Annotated in this window: 17 protein-coding genes and 2 rRNA genes; 8 read left to right on the top strand and 11 right to left on the bottom strand. The window is 38.6% G+C overall.

The features are described from left to right. Nucleotides 1-38 precede the first annotated feature (38 nt). From BW142_RS18565 to BW142_RS18575, 3 genes are read left to right on the top strand one after another with little or no spacing between them, the layout of a single operon-like run. Entirely contained in the window at nucleotides 39-2,756 is a 2,718-nt protein-coding gene (locus tag BW142_RS18565) for an ATP-binding protein (protein WP_076925889.1), read from the top strand. Beyond that, nucleotides 2,749-4,137 carry an alpha/beta fold hydrolase gene (locus BW142_RS18570; protein WP_076925890.1) on the top strand — a complete coding sequence of 463 codons (1,389 nt, stop codon included), beginning with the start codon at nucleotides 2,749-2,751 and terminating at the stop codon, nucleotides 4,135-4,137. The genes BW142_RS18565 and BW142_RS18570 overlap by 8 nt, the downstream gene beginning before the upstream one ends. A 6-nt stretch (nucleotides 4,138-4,143) precedes the next feature. Continuing rightward, the gene (locus tag BW142_RS18575) at nucleotides 4,144-5,283 is read left to right on the top strand and encodes a GNAT family N-acetyltransferase (protein ID WP_076925891.1); all 1,140 of its coding nucleotides are present in this window, start codon (nucleotides 4,144-4,146) and stop codon (nucleotides 5,281-5,283) included. On the opposite strand, the gene BW142_RS18580 is transcribed toward BW142_RS18575, so the two are convergent. Continuing rightward, nucleotides 5,260-5,850 carry a DUF938 domain-containing protein gene (locus BW142_RS18580; RefSeq protein ID WP_076925892.1) on the bottom strand — a complete coding sequence of 197 codons (591 nt, stop codon included), beginning with the start codon at nucleotides 5,848-5,850 and terminating at the stop codon, nucleotides 5,260-5,262. The genes BW142_RS18575 and BW142_RS18580 overlap by 24 nt on opposite strands. 200 nt (nucleotides 5,851-6,050) lie before the next feature. On the opposite strand from BW142_RS18580, the gene BW142_RS18585 reads away from it, so the two are divergent. The 5 genes from BW142_RS18585 to BW142_RS18605 all read left to right on the top strand — a co-directional run bounded on the left by BW142_RS18585 (nucleotide 6,051) and on the right by BW142_RS18605 (nucleotide 9,146). After that, a complete protein-coding gene (locus tag BW142_RS18585) occupies nucleotides 6,051-6,236 on the top strand; it encodes a hypothetical protein (protein WP_010554833.1) in 186 nt (61 codons plus the stop codon). A gap of 101 nt (nucleotides 6,237-6,337) precedes the next feature. Beyond that, the gene (locus BW142_RS18590) at nucleotides 6,338-6,703 is read left to right on the top strand and encodes a hypothetical protein (RefSeq protein WP_231609258.1); all 366 of its coding nucleotides are present in this window, start codon (nucleotides 6,338-6,340) and stop codon (nucleotides 6,701-6,703) included. Between the two features lie 11 nt (nucleotides 6,704-6,714). After that, nucleotides 6,715-8,091: a class II fumarate hydratase gene (locus BW142_RS18595; RefSeq protein WP_076925893.1), complete on the top strand. Its 1,377-nt coding sequence runs from the start codon at nucleotides 6,715-6,717 to the stop codon at nucleotides 8,089-8,091. Between the two features lie 109 nt (nucleotides 8,092-8,200). Further along, nucleotides 8,201-8,734 carry a hypothetical protein gene (locus tag BW142_RS18600; RefSeq protein WP_076925894.1) on the top strand — a complete coding sequence of 178 codons (534 nt, stop codon included), beginning with the start codon at nucleotides 8,201-8,203 and terminating at the stop codon, nucleotides 8,732-8,734. Between the two features lie 10 nt (nucleotides 8,735-8,744). Then, nucleotides 8,745-9,146 (top strand): hypothetical protein, encoded by a 402-nt coding sequence (locus BW142_RS18605; protein ID WP_024599672.1) that lies wholly within the window; start codon nucleotides 8,745-8,747, stop codon nucleotides 9,144-9,146. A 23-nt stretch (nucleotides 9,147-9,169) separates the two neighbouring features. On the opposite strand, the gene BW142_RS18610 is transcribed toward BW142_RS18605, so the two are convergent. The 10 genes from BW142_RS18610 to BW142_RS18655 form a co-directional block, all read right to left on the bottom strand. After that, entirely contained in the window at nucleotides 9,170-9,355 is a 186-nt protein-coding gene (locus BW142_RS18610; RefSeq protein ID WP_007579770.1) for a hypothetical protein, read from the bottom strand. Nucleotides 9,356-9,375: 20 nt separating this feature from the next. Beyond that, entirely contained in the window at nucleotides 9,376-9,696 is a 321-nt protein-coding gene (locus BW142_RS18615; RefSeq protein ID WP_024599671.1) for a hypothetical protein, read from the bottom strand. Then, on the bottom strand, nucleotides 9,693-10,331 hold the full coding sequence (locus tag BW142_RS18620; RefSeq protein ID WP_076925895.1) for a hypothetical protein: 639 nt from the start codon (nucleotides 10,329-10,331) through the stop codon (nucleotides 9,693-9,695). Before BW142_RS18620 ends, BW142_RS18615 begins: the two co-directional genes overlap by 4 nt. Nucleotides 10,332-10,405: 74 nt before the next feature. Next, on the bottom strand, nucleotides 10,406-11,098 hold the full coding sequence (locus BW142_RS18625) for a PspA/IM30 family protein (RefSeq protein ID WP_004335088.1): 693 nt from the start codon (nucleotides 11,096-11,098) through the stop codon (nucleotides 10,406-10,408). A 24-nt stretch (nucleotides 11,099-11,122) separates the two neighbouring features. Further along, nucleotides 11,123-11,536, bottom strand: a complete 414-nt coding sequence (locus BW142_RS18630) for a DUF2170 family protein (protein WP_004335098.1) — start codon at nucleotides 11,534-11,536, stop codon at nucleotides 11,123-11,125. A gap of 79 nt (nucleotides 11,537-11,615) precedes the next feature. Further along, nucleotides 11,616-13,337, bottom strand: coding sequence for a polyamine aminopropyltransferase (locus tag BW142_RS18635; protein ID WP_076925896.1), 1,722 nt, complete (start codon nucleotides 13,335-13,337; stop codon nucleotides 11,616-11,618). Between the two features lie 3 nt (nucleotides 13,338-13,340). Next, nucleotides 13,341-14,240, bottom strand: a complete 900-nt coding sequence (locus tag BW142_RS18640; RefSeq protein ID WP_024589503.1) for a DUF350 domain-containing protein — start codon at nucleotides 14,238-14,240, stop codon at nucleotides 13,341-13,343. A gap of 26 nt (nucleotides 14,241-14,266) precedes the next feature. Next, on the bottom strand, nucleotides 14,267-15,199 hold the full coding sequence (locus BW142_RS18645) for a hypothetical protein (protein WP_076925897.1): 933 nt from the start codon (nucleotides 15,197-15,199) through the stop codon (nucleotides 14,267-14,269). Nucleotides 15,200-15,529: 330 nt separating this feature from the next. Next, a 5S ribosomal RNA gene (gene rrf, locus BW142_RS18650) occupies nucleotides 15,530-15,644 on the bottom strand. Nucleotides 15,645-15,792: 148 nt separating this feature from the next. After that, nucleotides 15,793-15,897, bottom strand: a 23S ribosomal RNA gene (locus BW142_RS18655); the annotation flags it as partial.

The raw sequence follows: 15,897 nt of genomic DNA on the forward strand, positions 1-15,897 counted from the left end.
ATATTTCAAAACGATAATAATAATTGCTTGGACCTTATGTGAAAAATTTTAACTCTAAAAATCATTCTATTATTTTTTACATCATGTTTGCTTTAGCATATTTTTTAGTGGGTATAGCACTCACTAAACTTGCTTTTAATTCGCAAATAATTCCAATTTGGTTACCTGCTGGTATAGCTTTGGTCGGTTGTTATATTTGGTGGTGGCGCTTTATCCCGCCTTTATTTGTAGCTGCAATTGCATTTAATTTAAATATTTTTGATAGTTCAGCTCATGAGCTAGTCCTTGTCGGTAACTCATTTAACGAGGCAATGTATATCGCCTTTGGTGTGGTTATACAGGCAATGGTGGGCGCTGCTTTACTAAAATTTTGGCTTGGCCACCCACTACGCTTTAAAAAGCGTAAAAACATAATTTACTTTATTCTCGTCATAGCCATATTAGTCAGTTTAATTTCGGCTAACTTTGGCGTGTTCGCTCTTAGTCAATTTAACTCAGTTTACAGTATTGATAATCATTGGAAGAATGTTATTTACTGGTGGCTTGGCGATACATTAGGAGTAATAATTGCAACTCCGTTTTTACTTTCTTTATTACCACAAAAGTCTAACCAACATAATATATCGGCGTTTCCAACAATTGCAGTATGTTCTATTTTATTTGTGTCGGTTGCGGTCACAACACAGCTATACGATCAAGAAAACCGTATAAGCACAATTAAAATCGCCGAACGTGAAGTACACGTTATAGAAAATAGCCTTTATAGATATACAAATCGCAGTATTATTGCAGTGCAGAGCCTAGCAAGTCAGGTTCAATCATCTTCAACATTAAGCCAACAAGATTTTTATTCTTATGCTAGCCAATTACTAACCCAGCATGCGTTTATTCACGCTTTATCGTGGAATGTAAAAATACCTCAAGATCAACGAGACGTCTTTGCTCAAGAGATATCAAACATTTACCATTTAGATGTTGATGTAGTAGGTGAGCCTCTTGAAATTAGCGATCCCCTTGTTATAGTAAAATACATAGCTCCTTTTAATGGTAATCAAAAAGCTATTGGCTTTAATGTATTTTCAAACCCTGATCGAAAAAATTCCCTGCTTAACCCTGCTATAAAATATATGCCCGTAGGGACTAAGATAATTCAACTAGTACAGACCAAACAGCCTAAGCCAGCTTATTTATTATTTGCTCCTGTGTATTCTCAAAGTAACGATAAAGAAACAATTAAAGGCTATGCCACAGGTGTATTTTTAGTACGAAGTATTATTGAACAAGCTATTACTAAACAGCAGTCTGATATGTTTTCGATTGGTATATATGAAGATACAAACACACCGCCGTTTTATAGTAATTACTCTCAAGATGTTCAGCAAGCCAAAGGCAGCCGTTTAATGTCGTTTGACGTGGACTTTGCAGGGCAAAAATGGATTGTAAAACTATCCCTTAAAGAAAGCTTTTTAACACAACATAATAGTCAGCTAACTTTATTATTACTCATACTTCAAGTTGCCGTATGTTCTTTAATTTTAATGGTTTTACTACTGTTTAATCAGCAACAAATAGCGCTTACACGTCAAGTTGCAGAGCGTACACACTCACTCGCACAAGCAAAACAGCAGTCCGATTTAGCTAATCAAGCTAAAAGCCAATTTTTAGCTAATATGAGCCACGAAATACGAACACCTCTCAATGCCGTTATTGGTTTTTCTTCACTTGCTCGCGAAACAGACACTGCAACTACACTCATTGGCTATTTAGATAAAATAAACTCATCATCTAAAAGTTTATTAAACTTAATTAATGACATTCTTGATATATCAAAAATAGAATCCCAAAAGTTAGTTATTGAATCTATTGCATTCGACCTAGGTGCCTTAATAACACGCATAAACAATATGTTTGAACAAAGTGCTGTTAACAAAGGTATTAAATGGCAAGTTAACTCAAAGCTACCTTTAGATACTTGGTTTATTGGTGACCCTATGCGAATTGAGCAGATATTACTTAATTTATGTAGTAACGCGATTAAATTTACAAGCCAAGGCAGCGTTACTTTAAACATAGAAACAGAGTTTACTGCCGCCAATAAAGTACAGCTTGTTATAACCATTAGGGATACCGGAATAGGTATAAAGCCAAGCCAACATAAAAAATTATTTAATGCATTTACCCAAGCTGATAGCTCTACCTCTAGGCAATTTGGTGGTACAGGGCTGGGCTTAACAATAGCAAAAGAGCTAAGCCAATTAATGGGGGGAGAAATAGCACTTGAAAGTGAAATAGATAAAGGCTCTACGTTTACATTTTCAATGCAATTAGAAACAACAGAGCCTAAAAAAGAACATGTTATTACATTTGATAATACTAATATTACTTCGCTAGACATTTTGGTCGCAGAAGACAACCCAGTGAATCAAATGGTTATTAAAGCGATGCTTGGCTCGCTGGGGATTGTGCCGTATATAGTAGAAAATGGCGAACTGGCCGTTGATATAGTTAAAAAGCAGCATTTTGACTTAGTGCTTATGGATTGCCAAATGCCTGTAATGGATGGCTATAGGGCAACGGCCCTAATCCGCCAATTTAAAACCGAACAAGAACTCCCGATTATTGCTTTAACTGCCGACGTTATGCCAGAGGATAAAGCACATGCACAAGCCGTTGGATTTAACCAACATCTTGCAAAACCGCTTGAACTCATTAAGCTAACTGAGTGTCTTGCCCAATATGCAGTAGTTAATGAATAATAGTGATTTAATTTTAAGAATAGTTTTAAGAGTAGCTTTTGGTTTTGTTTTAAGTATTTTTTCGCATATTACCGTCGCTCAAAACTGTATATCGCAGGCAAGCGACTTTAAATTTATAACAAAAAGTAAACAACAAGGCTTATTACGCTTTGAAAAAGAGCACAACCACCAGCGCTTTAATTACCACGCCCTTTTACCATTTAACGATTACTTAGATTTTGCATATAAACATATAAATAAAGCCAATCCACGTTCAAATATGCCATGCCCTATTATTACACAAACGTATCAGCAGTTAGTAACACAAGGTAAGCGAAAACCTGACCCTACTATTACAGGTATTATTGCCCCTTTTGAGCTTACGCATCCAAACAGCAATAAAGTTGCGCTATTAATCCACGGACTAACTGACTCCCCCTTTACGTATCACGATTTAGCACAAGTGTATTATCAGCAAGGCTATACTGTGCGTACTATTTTATTACCAGGACATGGTAGCGCCGCAAGTGCGTTACTCAATGTAGACGTTAACCAATGGCAACAAGCAATAAAATACGGTATTGAACGCTCGGTGCAAGACTTTGATGAGGTGATACTCGCAGGTTACTCTACCGGTGCAGCGTTACTTATTGATTACGCAACTAAGCACACTGTTTCACCTAAAATTAAAGCGCTTATGCTTTATTCGCCCGGCTCTGAGCCACATAATAAGTACGGCTGGATAGCAAAGTGGATTGATGCCATACCCTTTGTTAATTGGATTGATAAAGACGCCGATGTAGACTTCGCTAAGTATGAATCATTTCCTTTAAATGCAGCGGCAGCATCATACGATGCAATGTCACTTGCAAGCGTAAGTAGTTTAAGCAAACGCCCTCCACTTAAATTACCTATTTTTAGTGTGCTTAGCGATATTGATACAACAATAGATACACGGGCCACTCTAAAGTTATTAAGTGCATTACACAAAGATAATTCAGTAAAATATAAGCCGCTCGATACTTTAGTACTTTATGGAAGCACTGATATTTTACCGCCAGACTTTGCTAGTGACTACACAGTAAATAACCCGCAATGCACAACGTCTCAATGTAAAACGGTTCATGGTATATCGCATATTGCGGTTGTTAACTCGCCGCAAAATCCACATTATGGAATTAACGCAACCTATCGTAATTGTGGCAGCTTTATTAATGACGAGTCCCTATATAAAACATGTAAAACAACTAAAAACCCACAATTAGGAGAGCGTACAAGCGCTAACTTAAAACACTATCCGGCTTTACAGCGCTTAACTTATAATCCTCATTTTACCGAGCTTAAAATGCAAATTAGTACGTTTATTAAAAACGTAGAACAGCTTAAAACAACTACAAGGTAAGTAGTCATGGGAACGTTTTCGCACCAATGGTTTAGCAGTATTAATGAGATTGATCAGGCGCAGTGGCAACGTTTATTTGGTGATGAACCATTTACTCAACATGCTTTTTTATATGCCCTTGAACAAAGCCAATGCGTAACACAAAAAAGTGGTTGGCAGCCCCATCACCTCGCTATTTTTGAAAATGATACGCTCGTTGCACTTGCACCCGGGTATTTAAAAGGTCATTCATACGGCGAGTACGTATTTGACTGGGCATGGGCAGAGGCATACGAAAAACACGGCTTAGAGTATTATCCAAAATGGCTATCTGGCATTCCCTTTAGCCCCATTGAAGGCAAGCGTATTGCTATTGAACACGCTAACCCTAACGTTGTGTACCAATACATTACAGAGCAACTAAACATACACAGTGCTGAGCAAGGGTGGTCGGGATGGCATGTTAACTTTTGCGACCAAGCCCAAGCTACATCATTAACTGAGCAACACGCCATGTTAAGAGTAGGCGTGCAATTTCAGTGGTTTAATAAAGGTTTTGAAACCTTTGACGATTTTTTGCAAATACTTAGCTCTCGCAAACGAAAATCCCTTAAAAAAGAGCGAGCTAAAATAGCGCAACAGAATATTGATATTGAATGGCTGCAAGGAACGCAAATTACGCCCGAGATAATGCAATTGTTTTGTGAGTTTTATCAGCGTACCTACTTAAAGCGATCTGGTCATTTGGGCTATTTAAATATGGAGTTTTTTACGCTTTTACATGCCTTAATGGCTAATAGCCTCGTTATTATGCTGGCCAAAAAAGACGATAACGTGATTGCTGCAACACTTAGTTTAGTAGGTAAAAACACGCTTTATGGGCGCTACTGGGGAGCAAGTGAGGAAGTAGATTCGCTGCACTTTGAATTGTGTTATTACCAAGGTATTGAGTTTGCAATAAAGCATAAACTCAACTGTTTTCATTCGGGTGCACAAGGTGAGCACAAAATAGCACGCGGATTTGAACCCGTACTTACCTACTCTGCTCACCATATTGTTGATGGCGACTTCAGTAATGCAATAAGCGACTACTTAAAGCGTGAACGCGGCCATATTCATATATATAAAGAGCAATGTAGCTCATTACTGCCGTTTAAAAACGAGTAACTGATTATTTGCAGGCATGGCTGTATCGCGAATAAGCGTAAGCCCTGCTTGCTTAGCTAATTGTTCAACTGCTTCAAAATCTCTTATTCCACTTAACGGATCGCGCTCTGTTAAAAAAGCACTAAAGTCATCATTACTTGGACTGGTAAATTCACCTTGGAATTTGAATGGCCCATAAATACACAACATACCGTCGCTATTTAAGTGACGTTTAACACCGTCAAAAAAACGTTCAACTAATTGCCAACTCACAATATGAAATGTGTTTGCAGTATAAATAGCGTCAACCTTATCTACTGGCCATTCATTATTTAAATCAAGCTCAAGTGGTGCATGTAAATTAGTTAAATTAGCTTCGCAGTGCCATAAGTTAATCCCTTCGTGGTTTATAGCGCGATCACTTGTATGCCACTGTAAATGTGGTAATTGCTCTGCAAAAAAAACACTATGCTGGCCGGTTCCTGAACCGACTTCGAGTACTCTTTTAGTATTTTTTAATACAACTTTTAATTGCTCTAAAATAGGGGTTTTATTGTTTTCACAGGCTTGTGAAAATGGCTTTGTCATTACTGTGCACCAAAATTGTAGATTAATGCACAACAGTAAAGCAAATTTAGCTTATTTTGTCGTGATGAAAAAAAGATAATTTTTAAACACTATAACTATCATATGGTTGAGCTGGTTCATTATGATTGGTACGTAATATGCTTTTATATAGCTAACCCACTAAAGGGTTTAACTTATATTAAATTTCAAAGGATAAAATTATGCATATACCCCCTTATACAGCTGTAGACGCAGCTATTGCTATAACCGAAAAAACCACCGACGATCATAGTTACGCCGTTGATATGAGAGCTACAGTAATCGATTTACTTTCGCACCCTAAACACAATCAACAGGCGATGACCAAACATGAAACAGATCAGATATTTATTCTTGGCTACAATTAAAACTCAAATTAGTATCGCAAATAATTTTTATAATAACTGTTTACACTGAAACCGATTAAATGTAATGATAACTATTATCGTTAACTTAAGTCGGTTTTTTTATGTCTTCAAATTATGCCCAGCATCGTTACCATCAAGAACTCTCTTGCCATTGCTTAAGACCAGGCCTGCATGCACCCATGCTCGTTGCCGATTACATAGAAACCGCCCTTAACGTTGCCAAAAAATTTGAGCAACAACGTAATCCCTTGCTTCAAGAGTTTTATCTTAGACGCACACACCATGAAATTATGAACAAAATGTGCGACCCTCTTATACATAATGCTATTCGTAAACAATGTTTAGAGCAGTTATACAAACCTTTATTAGCACTAAAACGGTTTTATAAGGTGCATAACAATACTGCACAATTTTTAATACTTGAGCGTGAAGCTCGTATTCTTAGTCACGAATTCAACCCTTTTTAAGGAGCACACTTATGAGCAACTTTAGAACAGAATCAGACAGCATGGGCGAGCTAAAAGTACCTACTGATGCACTCTATCAAGCGCAAACACAGCGAGCGGTTAATAACTTTGCCATTAGTGGCTTACCTATGCCGAAGCAATTTATAACTGCACTGGCTTATATAAAACAAGCCGCAGCACAAAGTAACTGTGAGCTTGGGCATTTAAGCAAAGCTAAAGCCAATGCTATTGAGCAAGCTTGCCAAAGTATTATTGATGGCGAGCACATTGAGCATTTCCCCGTTGATATTTTTCAAACCGGTTCGGGCACAAGCTCAAATATGAATGCCAATGAAGTTATTGCAACGCTTGCTAGCCGGATAGGCAGTGAAAGCATTCACCCTAATGATGATGTAAACATGGGGCAAAGTTCTAACGATGTAGTTCCTACTGCTATCGCACTCAGTAGTGCAATAAACGTAGTGTATGAATTACTTCCTTCGCTTGAAAACTTATCGCAAAGCCTGGAAAAGAAAAAAGCTGAAGTAGGCCATATAGTTAAAACGGGCCGTACGCATTTAATGGATGCAATGCCTGTAACGTTTGATCAAACTCTAAGTGCATGGCAGTCACAAGTTAACCATGCCGCTGCAGGAATTAGACATAGCTTAGAGCGTGTATGCGAGCTTGCACAAGGCGGTACAGCCGTTGGAACAGGAATAAATGCAGACCCTAAATTTGCAGCAAAATTTACAGAAAACCTGAGTGCCAATGTAGGCATTAGATTTACGCCTAGTAGTAACTTTTTTTATAACATAGGCTCACAAGACGCCATCGTCGCGCTTTCAGGGCAATTAAAAGTACTCGCTGTCGCACAAATGAAAATAGCGAACGACTTACGCTGGATGAACTCAGGCCCACTTGCAGGTTTAGGTGAAATAGAGCTTGAAGCGCTTCAACCAGGTTCATCTATTATGCCTGGCAAAGTAAATCCTGTTATACCTGAAGCAGCCGCAATGGTAAGTGCACAAGTAATAGGTAACGACGCCACTATTACGGTAGCCGGCCAGGCGGGTAATTTTGAGCTGAATGTGATGCTGCCAGTCATTGCGTATAATATTTTACAAAGCATAGAGTTACTTGCCAATAGCGCGCAAGCACTGGGCGATAAAGCGATTGCTAGTTTTAAAGTAAATCAGCCAAATATAGATAAGGCGCTCGCTAAAAACCCAATTTTGGTAACTGCGCTTAATCCGGTGATCGGTTATGAAAAAGCAGCAAAAATAGCGAAGCAGGCTTATAAAGAAGCCCGCCCTATTATTGATGTAGCCGAACAAGAAACCGATTTACCTCGCGAAGAACTCGAAAAATTACTCAACCCTACCAAACTAACGCAGGGCGGACTTTAACAGAACAATTTTTTAGTGCCTTTAATTACTTGATAATATAGTTTTTATTGCCGTAAAAAATGCACAGTGTATGATAGTGATGAATATTTCATCACTATCAAGGTTTTTTATGCGTACCCCATTGTTAGCCATACTTTTACCACTGTGTTTAACTGCATGTTTGGATAAAGAACCCGCTAAAACACAGCAAGTAACAATCACCTCAGAAGCTGAAGCACCAAAGCAAGAGCTACAAAAGCTAGAAGAAAACACTCAATTACAAGAAAATAAAAAAAATAGTGTGGTTGCTGAAAAAATACCAAAAGCTGATTTGAAAAACGTTTCAATAGACGATATAAAAACAGCTAAAACCGAATTAAATACACTAATTGCAGATAAACAGTGTGATACAAGCACTCAATGTAGAGTAAATGCAGTAGGTAGTCGCGCATGTGGTGGGCCAAGCAGCTTTGTTGTGTACTCAACAAACGCAGCATCTGAAGATCAAGTAACAGCCCTTAGCGACAAAATTACTAAGCTTGAAAGTAGTTATAATTCACAAAAAGGGATGATGAGCATTTGTCAGCATTTAACAAAGCCAAGCACGCAGTGTGTTGAAAATAAATGTGTTAAACTTGAAGGCTCAGCGGTAAGTGCATTTTAAGGATAACGTTATGAGTTGTTTACCATCAACAGTTAAACTGTCAATTATAAGCATTGCTAGCAGCATTTTATTACTAAGTGGTTGTGCTAGCACTGTGACGTCAAATGAGCAAAGTAAAAACTTGTCTGACTTGAACTATGATCTGAATAACATGGTGAGTAATAATAGCTGCACCGCTAGCTTTCAGTGCAAAGTCCTTGAAGTCGGCGCACGTGCTTGTGGCGGACCCAGTAAATATGCTGTTTATTCAACGCTAAACACCTCTCAAGAAGAAGCGGAACAGCTTGCTCAACAAATAACAAAACAAGAAAGCATACAAAATAAAGCACAAGGCTTAACTGATTGTTCTCCTGTACTTGAAGTGCAATCGCTGTGTATTAATCAGCAGTGTCAGTCGTTTGATATAAAATAAAAACGGCCACCTTAACTTCAGCGTTAACTTAAATATGGAATTAACGCTGAAATTACTACCACCAATACCACGCAAATACCCGCTTTAATAATGTATTTCATGGGCATTGTTTTAAGCACCCAATATGCATAAATAAAGCGAACAAAATAACTCGCCGCAGTACCAAACAACGCAAAAATAATTAAGTAAGCAATTAAAATAATATTCATAAAAACCTAATTAAATTATTTCACTTTTTATTTTTAGTGTGAGCTATTAATAAATCAGCTACTTGTTGCTTTACGGCTCGCTTGTCATCACTTTGTACATCAAAGCGACTGGCTAGTTGCGCTATTTCATCATCATTTAAATTAAACGATAAACGTTGACGCGTTTTTTTAGACTTTACGTCTAAGCCAAGTATTTTTCGGATCATATCTGATGGAGTTAACTCTTGATCGATCGCTTGTTTTTTTATCAGCTTTTGAACTTCGCTGCTCAGATCAAATGCCATTTGCGTGGCACGTACAGCTTGTTCCTGACGTAACCACTTATCTTTAGCATCACTCACTTAGCATCTCCGGGAAACAAGTCTGCAATGTCTGACATTGGACGCGTTAGCGTTAGCGATACTTCGGTTTCACCACCATCCCAAATTTCGATATTTAAACCAAAACCTTCGTTATCTGACGCTAAGCAAATCATTTCACATGGCTCACCACCTTCTTGCTCATAACGAGGCAAAGTTTGGTTGCGGTAGTCTTTATTATGGAAATAACACACATAAGGCGACTCGCTTTGTTGATAGCTTTTAGCTAAAAACTGCATAAAGCGCTCTGGTGTATTTTGCACTGTAATGTGGGTTAACGACTCTTCATCAAAAATACGCGCAAACTCATCAAGGCTAAATATTTCTTCAACTTCGTTTCGCTGAATTTTAATAGAAAAGTTAGCCCACTCTTCGCCGTCATCTTGCTCAATTTGTAAAAATACAACTTGGCCGCTATTTGTCTCAAGTACAAATTCAGTATCGCTACTATGCTGATATTGGTAAGTCTGAATATCAGTAACACGTAACGTTTCACCTTTTAACCATGCAGGATAGGCAAATGAGTCAATAACGCTAAACATGTCGCCTTTTTTAAGTTCGCTCGGATGATTAAGCTGACGTTCTGGCTCTTTTTTAGATTTGAAAAAATTAAACATAGGAAGGCTGCCTTCTAAGCAAAAAAGGTAACTGAGAAAAACTCGGTTACCTTTTTAAAGTATAAACGTAATGGTTAGCTATTTTGCTTCGCTTTGATACGAGCTAAAATATCAGCGCTTTTTGGACTTGTGTCGCCAATGCCTGCTTCAGCCATTTTTGCTTTTAAGTCATCGCCATTTACGTCTGACTCAAGTTGCTTTGCAGCACCAAGCTGGTCACTTCGATCTTGTTGACGCTGTTTAATGCGTTCAAGCGATTGACGAGCCGATGTCATAGACGAGCTGTTTGTATTAAGTGTGCTGTTAACAGCCATTGTTGCTTGCTGTACGCTTTCAGTGGTTTTAACCATTGTAAGTTGACGCTGATTCTCTTTGATCGATTTTTCAGCATCTTTAACTTGCTGCTTAAGCGCAACAATGTGATTGCTAAAACCAGATAATACTTGCTCGTTTTCAGCTTTTTCAGCTTCAAAGTCACCAATTTTTTCTGCAATTTCTAATGCTAATGCTTCATTGCCCTTTTCAAGAGCTTGGCCTGCATACGCTTCATGTTCAGCGATTGATGCATCTACAGCGCTAATTTTACGCTTAGTTTGCATTTCTTTAGCCATTACTTCAGTAAGGCTTTTTTTAGCACGGTGAAGTGCATTTTGCGCATCTGCAATTTCTTGCTCAAAAATACGGATGCCATTTTTGTCTACAATTGCTTCGCCTGCTTCACGAGCGCCGCCACGTACTGCTGTAAATAATTTTTTTAAAATACTCATAATCTTAACTCCACTAACTAGCTATTAATCGTTTAAATACAAGGTCACGGCTTCTAGTGCATCGATAGCGTTATCGGCTAATGTCACTAGTTCGTGGGTAACGTCATCTAATGATGAATTTACCGACAGTGCACCAAAAATCGCGTATTTGTTATCGATTTTAGCAAATGCACTCAGTGGAATTGGCACGTTTAAACGTAGTAATGTTTCGTTTAACTCGTTGCGTAATTCACTCTTAACTTCATCTTCGTCAAACAAGTAGCTAATACATAAAAGCTGCTCTTGTGTTTGTGTAACAAAAATTGGAAGTTCATCATTTCCATCAACAATGACTTGTAAAACATCTTGCTCGCCAGGGTTGGCAATCAAGAAAGACTCAAAGTTAGCGCCTTCAGTTTCAAAAGAAGCTAATTTTATTGAAAGTTCATTTAATTCCATGTCTCTGCCTTTTGTCGTTTGACATATTATGTCTGAGTTAAGATTCTCATGGCCGACATATTATGTCAACCATGTTTTATTAGTTTTTATATAATTCGCTTTCTATTTGCCATGCAGTTCGGTAGTAATCATACAACTGACCAGACCCTAACCTATTGACCTCAATACTTTTAACCTTCTCAAAGTAGTGGTTAGGAAATACAAAACTTGCCAATAAATATTCTTTACTAATCCACCTTGATGGCACAGGCATAGCCGTCGCATCATTAATTCGACCACTGGCCGACTGCCCCATTTTAGTGGCTATAGTCCAGCCCCACTGCCCAAACGAAGGTATGTTTTGCTGATATTGCTCAACATACCCAAACCCTGCAGCTTTAACCGTTTTGCCTATACTTAAAAACGCTTTTTTAGCGTGATAAGGTGAGGTTGATTGAACCGCCATTGCGCCATCGGGTGCTAATAGCTGCCGCACATGATTATAAAAGTAGTCACTGTACATTTTATTTAGATCAGGATGGTTGGGGTCAGGTAAATCAATTAAAATAGTGTCGAACTGCTTAGATTGGTCAAGTAGCCTTTCTACTTCTAAAAATGCATCACCCACAATTATATTGGCTCGCGAGTCATGCATCGATTTATTGTTTAACTGTAGTAATCGCTTATTGATGTGCTCTGGCGGCGTAAAGCCACCATCTTTATGACCGAATAAATTGAGTAGTTGCGCGTCTAAATCTATTAGCGTTACTTCACTCACAGGCCATTTTAAAACATCTCTAAGTGCAAGCCCGTCACCACCACCAATTATTAATACACGGTCGTGTCTGTTAGAGGCAAGCATTGCAGGGTAAACCAGCATTGAATGATATATTTGCTCATCAATACTTGAGAACTGTAAACGCCCATTTAAATATAAATCGGTAATTGGCTGAGGTTGGTTTTTGCTTAAGCGCTCAGTTAATACTACGTGTTGGTATTTAGTGGCTTGTGAGTAAATTACTTTATCTTTGTATAAAACATTACTTAGATTGTTCATCCAACTACTACCAAATACTAAAATAAAGCCAAATAATGCCAACAGCACTATATGGCAAACTAAAAGTGCCTTAGCAAAGCGCACATGGGTATGATAACGCCATAAAAATGCGAGCCCTGCGATAATATTAAATAACGCCGTCCACGCTGCAGCTTGCATTATAGGCATTGAGAGCATGATACTTACCCAAATAGCTGCACCGATACCAGCACCAATATAATCGGCACCATAGATAGTCCCTGCGTTGTTTTCTAAAAAACGCCCATAAACGTGCTGACGAATACGCGCTATAAGCGGTATTTCCATACCAATAAATAAGCCCAGTATTAAACCAAAAACATAAGGTAGAAAACGTGACCACTCTTGTAGCTTTTGAAATACGTAACCATTAAGTACAACATCAGGGGGTAAATTAAAAATGCTCGAAAATAAATGAGGAAGAGAATAACTAACTGCTATTACACCCGCTATCGCTAAAATGCAGCCCATGCCAATTAAAGCAATAATGCTTTCTAGCCAAGCAAAAGCGGTAAATGCATCTTTAAACCAACGTGCTAAAAAAGCGCCTAAGCCCATTGCTACAATCATAGTACCGATCATGGCGTAAATAGCGCTCTCTACTGAGCCAAGTACACGGCCAGCATAATGAGACAGTAAGTATTCATAAATAAGGCCGCACCCAGCAAGCACGGCCATAACAGTAATAAGTAATATATCGTGCCCAAGTAAGCGAGACTTACTTGGGCTAGTTGTGGTTGATGACACTGATTATGCGCCTAGTAATGTTGCCATAGTGATACCTACAGCAAATGATACTGCTGCAGAAATAGTAGCTACACCTACATTTTTTTGACGATTAACTTCATCGGAAATATCGCAACCAGATAAAATTATTTTAATTGTCACTAAGTGCAAAATAATAAATGCAACAAGGCTCACAACAGCGCTAATAGCCCAGTATAGTAAACTCGCATTAATATTATCAGCAGCGTAAGGTGCAACACCCGTTGCGGCTGTAATAGCTAATGCACTACCGACTAAAAATCCAGCGTAACGAATACCCACAGCTAAGTTACCATCAACAATTGCTTGTTGTAGGCAGTCGCCACTTTTATTTGTACGCTTAAATAACTGCACTCGGTACTGGCTAACAAGTAGTAATACAACGCTACCTATAATAAAGGCGGCAATTACAATTGGAAGACCATGCCAGCCATCAGTAGCCACCCATAATAGAGCTGAGCGAATAACGATAGCAACACTGACAACATGGCCAAAATCAATTATTGAAGCTGTAACGTTACCTTTAACGATTTCGTCGTGCAGACTTACCTTACGAAGTGCTACTTTATCTTGAAAAAAGTGACCCAACTTAATAAGTACAATTGCTAATGCGCCATAAGCTAACATTTGCAGTGCTTCTTGTTGCAGTGTTGCAGCAAAAGCTCCGCTACTTACACCCGTTAATACAATCGCCAGCGCCACCAAGCCAGCGGCAAAGCTAATACCAAAGGCAAAGTTATCACGCTCTGTTATTTCATCATTTGCATGTAAGTTTGAAACCCAGCCTTTTATATATTTAAGGCTTACAAATAATAAAACAATAATTGCAAAATCAATCGCCAGCGCTTGCAGCGACCACATAGTTATTCCATTAAATTCATACATATTATTCTAACTCCAACTTTATTCTTTTACTTACCACGGCTCACGCCACGAGAGGTTCTGCTACCACTATCACGCACCGATCCAGAGCTATTGCTATAACTGCTCGAACGAGAATAACTACTGCGGCTTTTTGGTGGCGTATAACTGCTGCGGCTTAAACCTGATGCACCTGTTTTCTTACTCGCATAAGGGCTTGTAAACTGTTTACCTTGGCGTTGGTATGTTTGACGCGTACGTGTTTCTAAAGCGCTTTGGGTTTTAATTTGTTTAGGGCTTGAATAACGTGAACGGCCATAGTCATTGTAATAACTATACTTTCGGCGTTTGCTCCAGCTTCCGTATTCAACACGATCAAATACATCGCCTAAAATACGGTACATTCCGTACCATTGCCAAAAGCTAATACCATTACTATTTGATTGCCAATTACCATAGTTAGGATTACCAACCATTTGGTTACCAACACCCTCACCTTCAGCTTGCTTACTAATTGCACCTACACGTGCTAAAGCACCTTTAGACATATCAGCTAGCATATTGATAGGATCGGTTAACGCATCAGAGAATAGCGTTGGTTTGGCTGCTTCACGCAACAAATCAATACTATGTAGCGTATCTTCATAAGGGGGAATTAAATAAGTACCTTTCACATCTTTAAGTCGCTGTGTTAAACCACTATAAAGTGCGCCTTGGCGCGTTGCATCAAGGGTAATTACATCAACAACCTTTGTAAGTTCTGGTTGTTGTTTTTTAAGAAGCTCGCCATATTCTTTAAGTAATACAGCATTGCGTACGCTTCCATTATCGAGTGCAGTACCAAGCTGAGACAGCTCCGTATCTACCTTTTTAATAGACTCTTGAATTGTTTGTTGCAGCTGCTCTTCTTTAGATTGACAACCCATAAGCACTGCGAACAAACAAAACAGGCTCATAAGTTTCCAAGCTTTAATATTCGACATTCATGTCACCTGATTTACTAAATTAACTTAGCTAGTTTTACACAGGTCACTTATTAAACCAAGAATGAAATTGCAACAAAATGAGAAGAAACGAGAAGCGCTGAAATCTGAGTATAATTTAGTGAAAATATGAAGCTATATCGAGAGGTTAGAATTGAAGTTTAAGTGTTTTAAGTGCGCACTTATGGTGATTCTAGCGTCGGGAGTCGCTGCGCTCGCCCGACCTAAGTAATGAGTGTTGGTGTGAGTGTGTATTAATTGCGCGTATTTCACTTTTCTACAGACGTAAAAAAGCCCGACTCTTTCGAATCGGGCTTTCTACAATTTGAAGCCTGGTAATGTCCTACTTTCACATAGCAAATGCTACACTATCATCGGCGCTGTTTCGTTTCACTACTGAGTTCGGCATGGAATCAGGTGGGTCCAAAACGCTATTGTCACCAAGCAAATTTGGGCGTTAATCCGTATCGCTACGCACTAACTGAATTTGGAAAATATCTGATAATATTTTTTAAGTCTTTCAGTAATATCTACTTTAGTTATATTAACTTCTTCGCTTGTTTCACTATCACATAAAACGCGTTTGGCGTTGTATGGTTAAGCCTCACGGGTAATTAGTACAAGTTAGCTTAATGGCTCACACCACTTCCACATCTTGCCTATCAACGTTGTAGTCTTCAACGGCCCTTCAGAGACTT

The organism is Pseudoalteromonas sp. EB27 (assembly GCF_001974875.1).
In the GTDB taxonomy this organism is placed as follows: Bacteria; Pseudomonadota; Gammaproteobacteria; order Enterobacterales; family Alteromonadaceae; genus Pseudoalteromonas.

What these genes read in the sequence shown, in the direction of transcription:
- BW142_RS18600 (WP_076925894.1), top strand. Translation starts at nt 8,201, where the DNA reads ATGCGTACCCCATTGTTAGCCATACTTTTACCACTGTGTTTAACTGCA.
- BW142_RS18580 (WP_076925892.1), bottom strand. Translation starts at nt 5,850, where the DNA reads ATGACAAAGCCATTTTCACAAGCCTGTGAAAACAATAAAACCCCTATT.
- BW142_RS18605 (WP_024599672.1), top strand. Translation starts at nt 8,745, where the DNA reads ATGAGTTGTTTACCATCAACAGTTAAACTGTCAATTATAAGCATTGCT.
- BW142_RS18645 (WP_076925897.1), bottom strand. Translation starts at nt 15,199, where the DNA reads ATGTCGAATATTAAAGCTTGGAAACTTATGAGCCTGTTTTGTTTGTTC.
- BW142_RS18630 (WP_004335098.1), bottom strand. Translation starts at nt 11,536, where the DNA reads ATGGAATTAAATGAACTTTCAATAAAATTAGCTTCTTTTGAAACTGAA.
- BW142_RS18570 (WP_076925890.1), top strand. Translation starts at nt 2,749, where the DNA reads ATGAATAATAGTGATTTAATTTTAAGAATAGTTTTAAGAGTAGCTTTT.
- BW142_RS18610 (WP_007579770.1), bottom strand. Translation starts at nt 9,355, where the DNA reads ATGAATATTATTTTAATTGCTTACTTAATTATTTTTGCGTTGTTTGGT.
- BW142_RS18590 (WP_231609258.1), top strand. Translation starts at nt 6,338, where the DNA reads ATGTCTTCAAATTATGCCCAGCATCGTTACCATCAAGAACTCTCTTGC.
- BW142_RS18625 (WP_004335088.1), bottom strand. Translation starts at nt 11,098, where the DNA reads ATGAGTATTTTAAAAAAATTATTTACAGCAGTACGTGGCGGCGCTCGT.
- BW142_RS18595 (WP_076925893.1), top strand. Translation starts at nt 6,715, where the DNA reads ATGAGCAACTTTAGAACAGAATCAGACAGCATGGGCGAGCTAAAAGTA.
- BW142_RS18575 (WP_076925891.1), top strand. Translation starts at nt 4,144, where the DNA reads ATGGGAACGTTTTCGCACCAATGGTTTAGCAGTATTAATGAGATTGAT.
- BW142_RS18620 (WP_076925895.1), bottom strand. Translation starts at nt 10,331, where the DNA reads ATGTTTAATTTTTTCAAATCTAAAAAAGAGCCAGAACGTCAGCTTAAT.
- BW142_RS18585 (WP_010554833.1), top strand. Translation starts at nt 6,051, where the DNA reads ATGCATATACCCCCTTATACAGCTGTAGACGCAGCTATTGCTATAACC.
- BW142_RS18640 (WP_024589503.1), bottom strand. Translation starts at nt 14,240, where the DNA reads ATGTATGAATTTAATGGAATAACTATGTGGTCGCTGCAAGCGCTGGCG.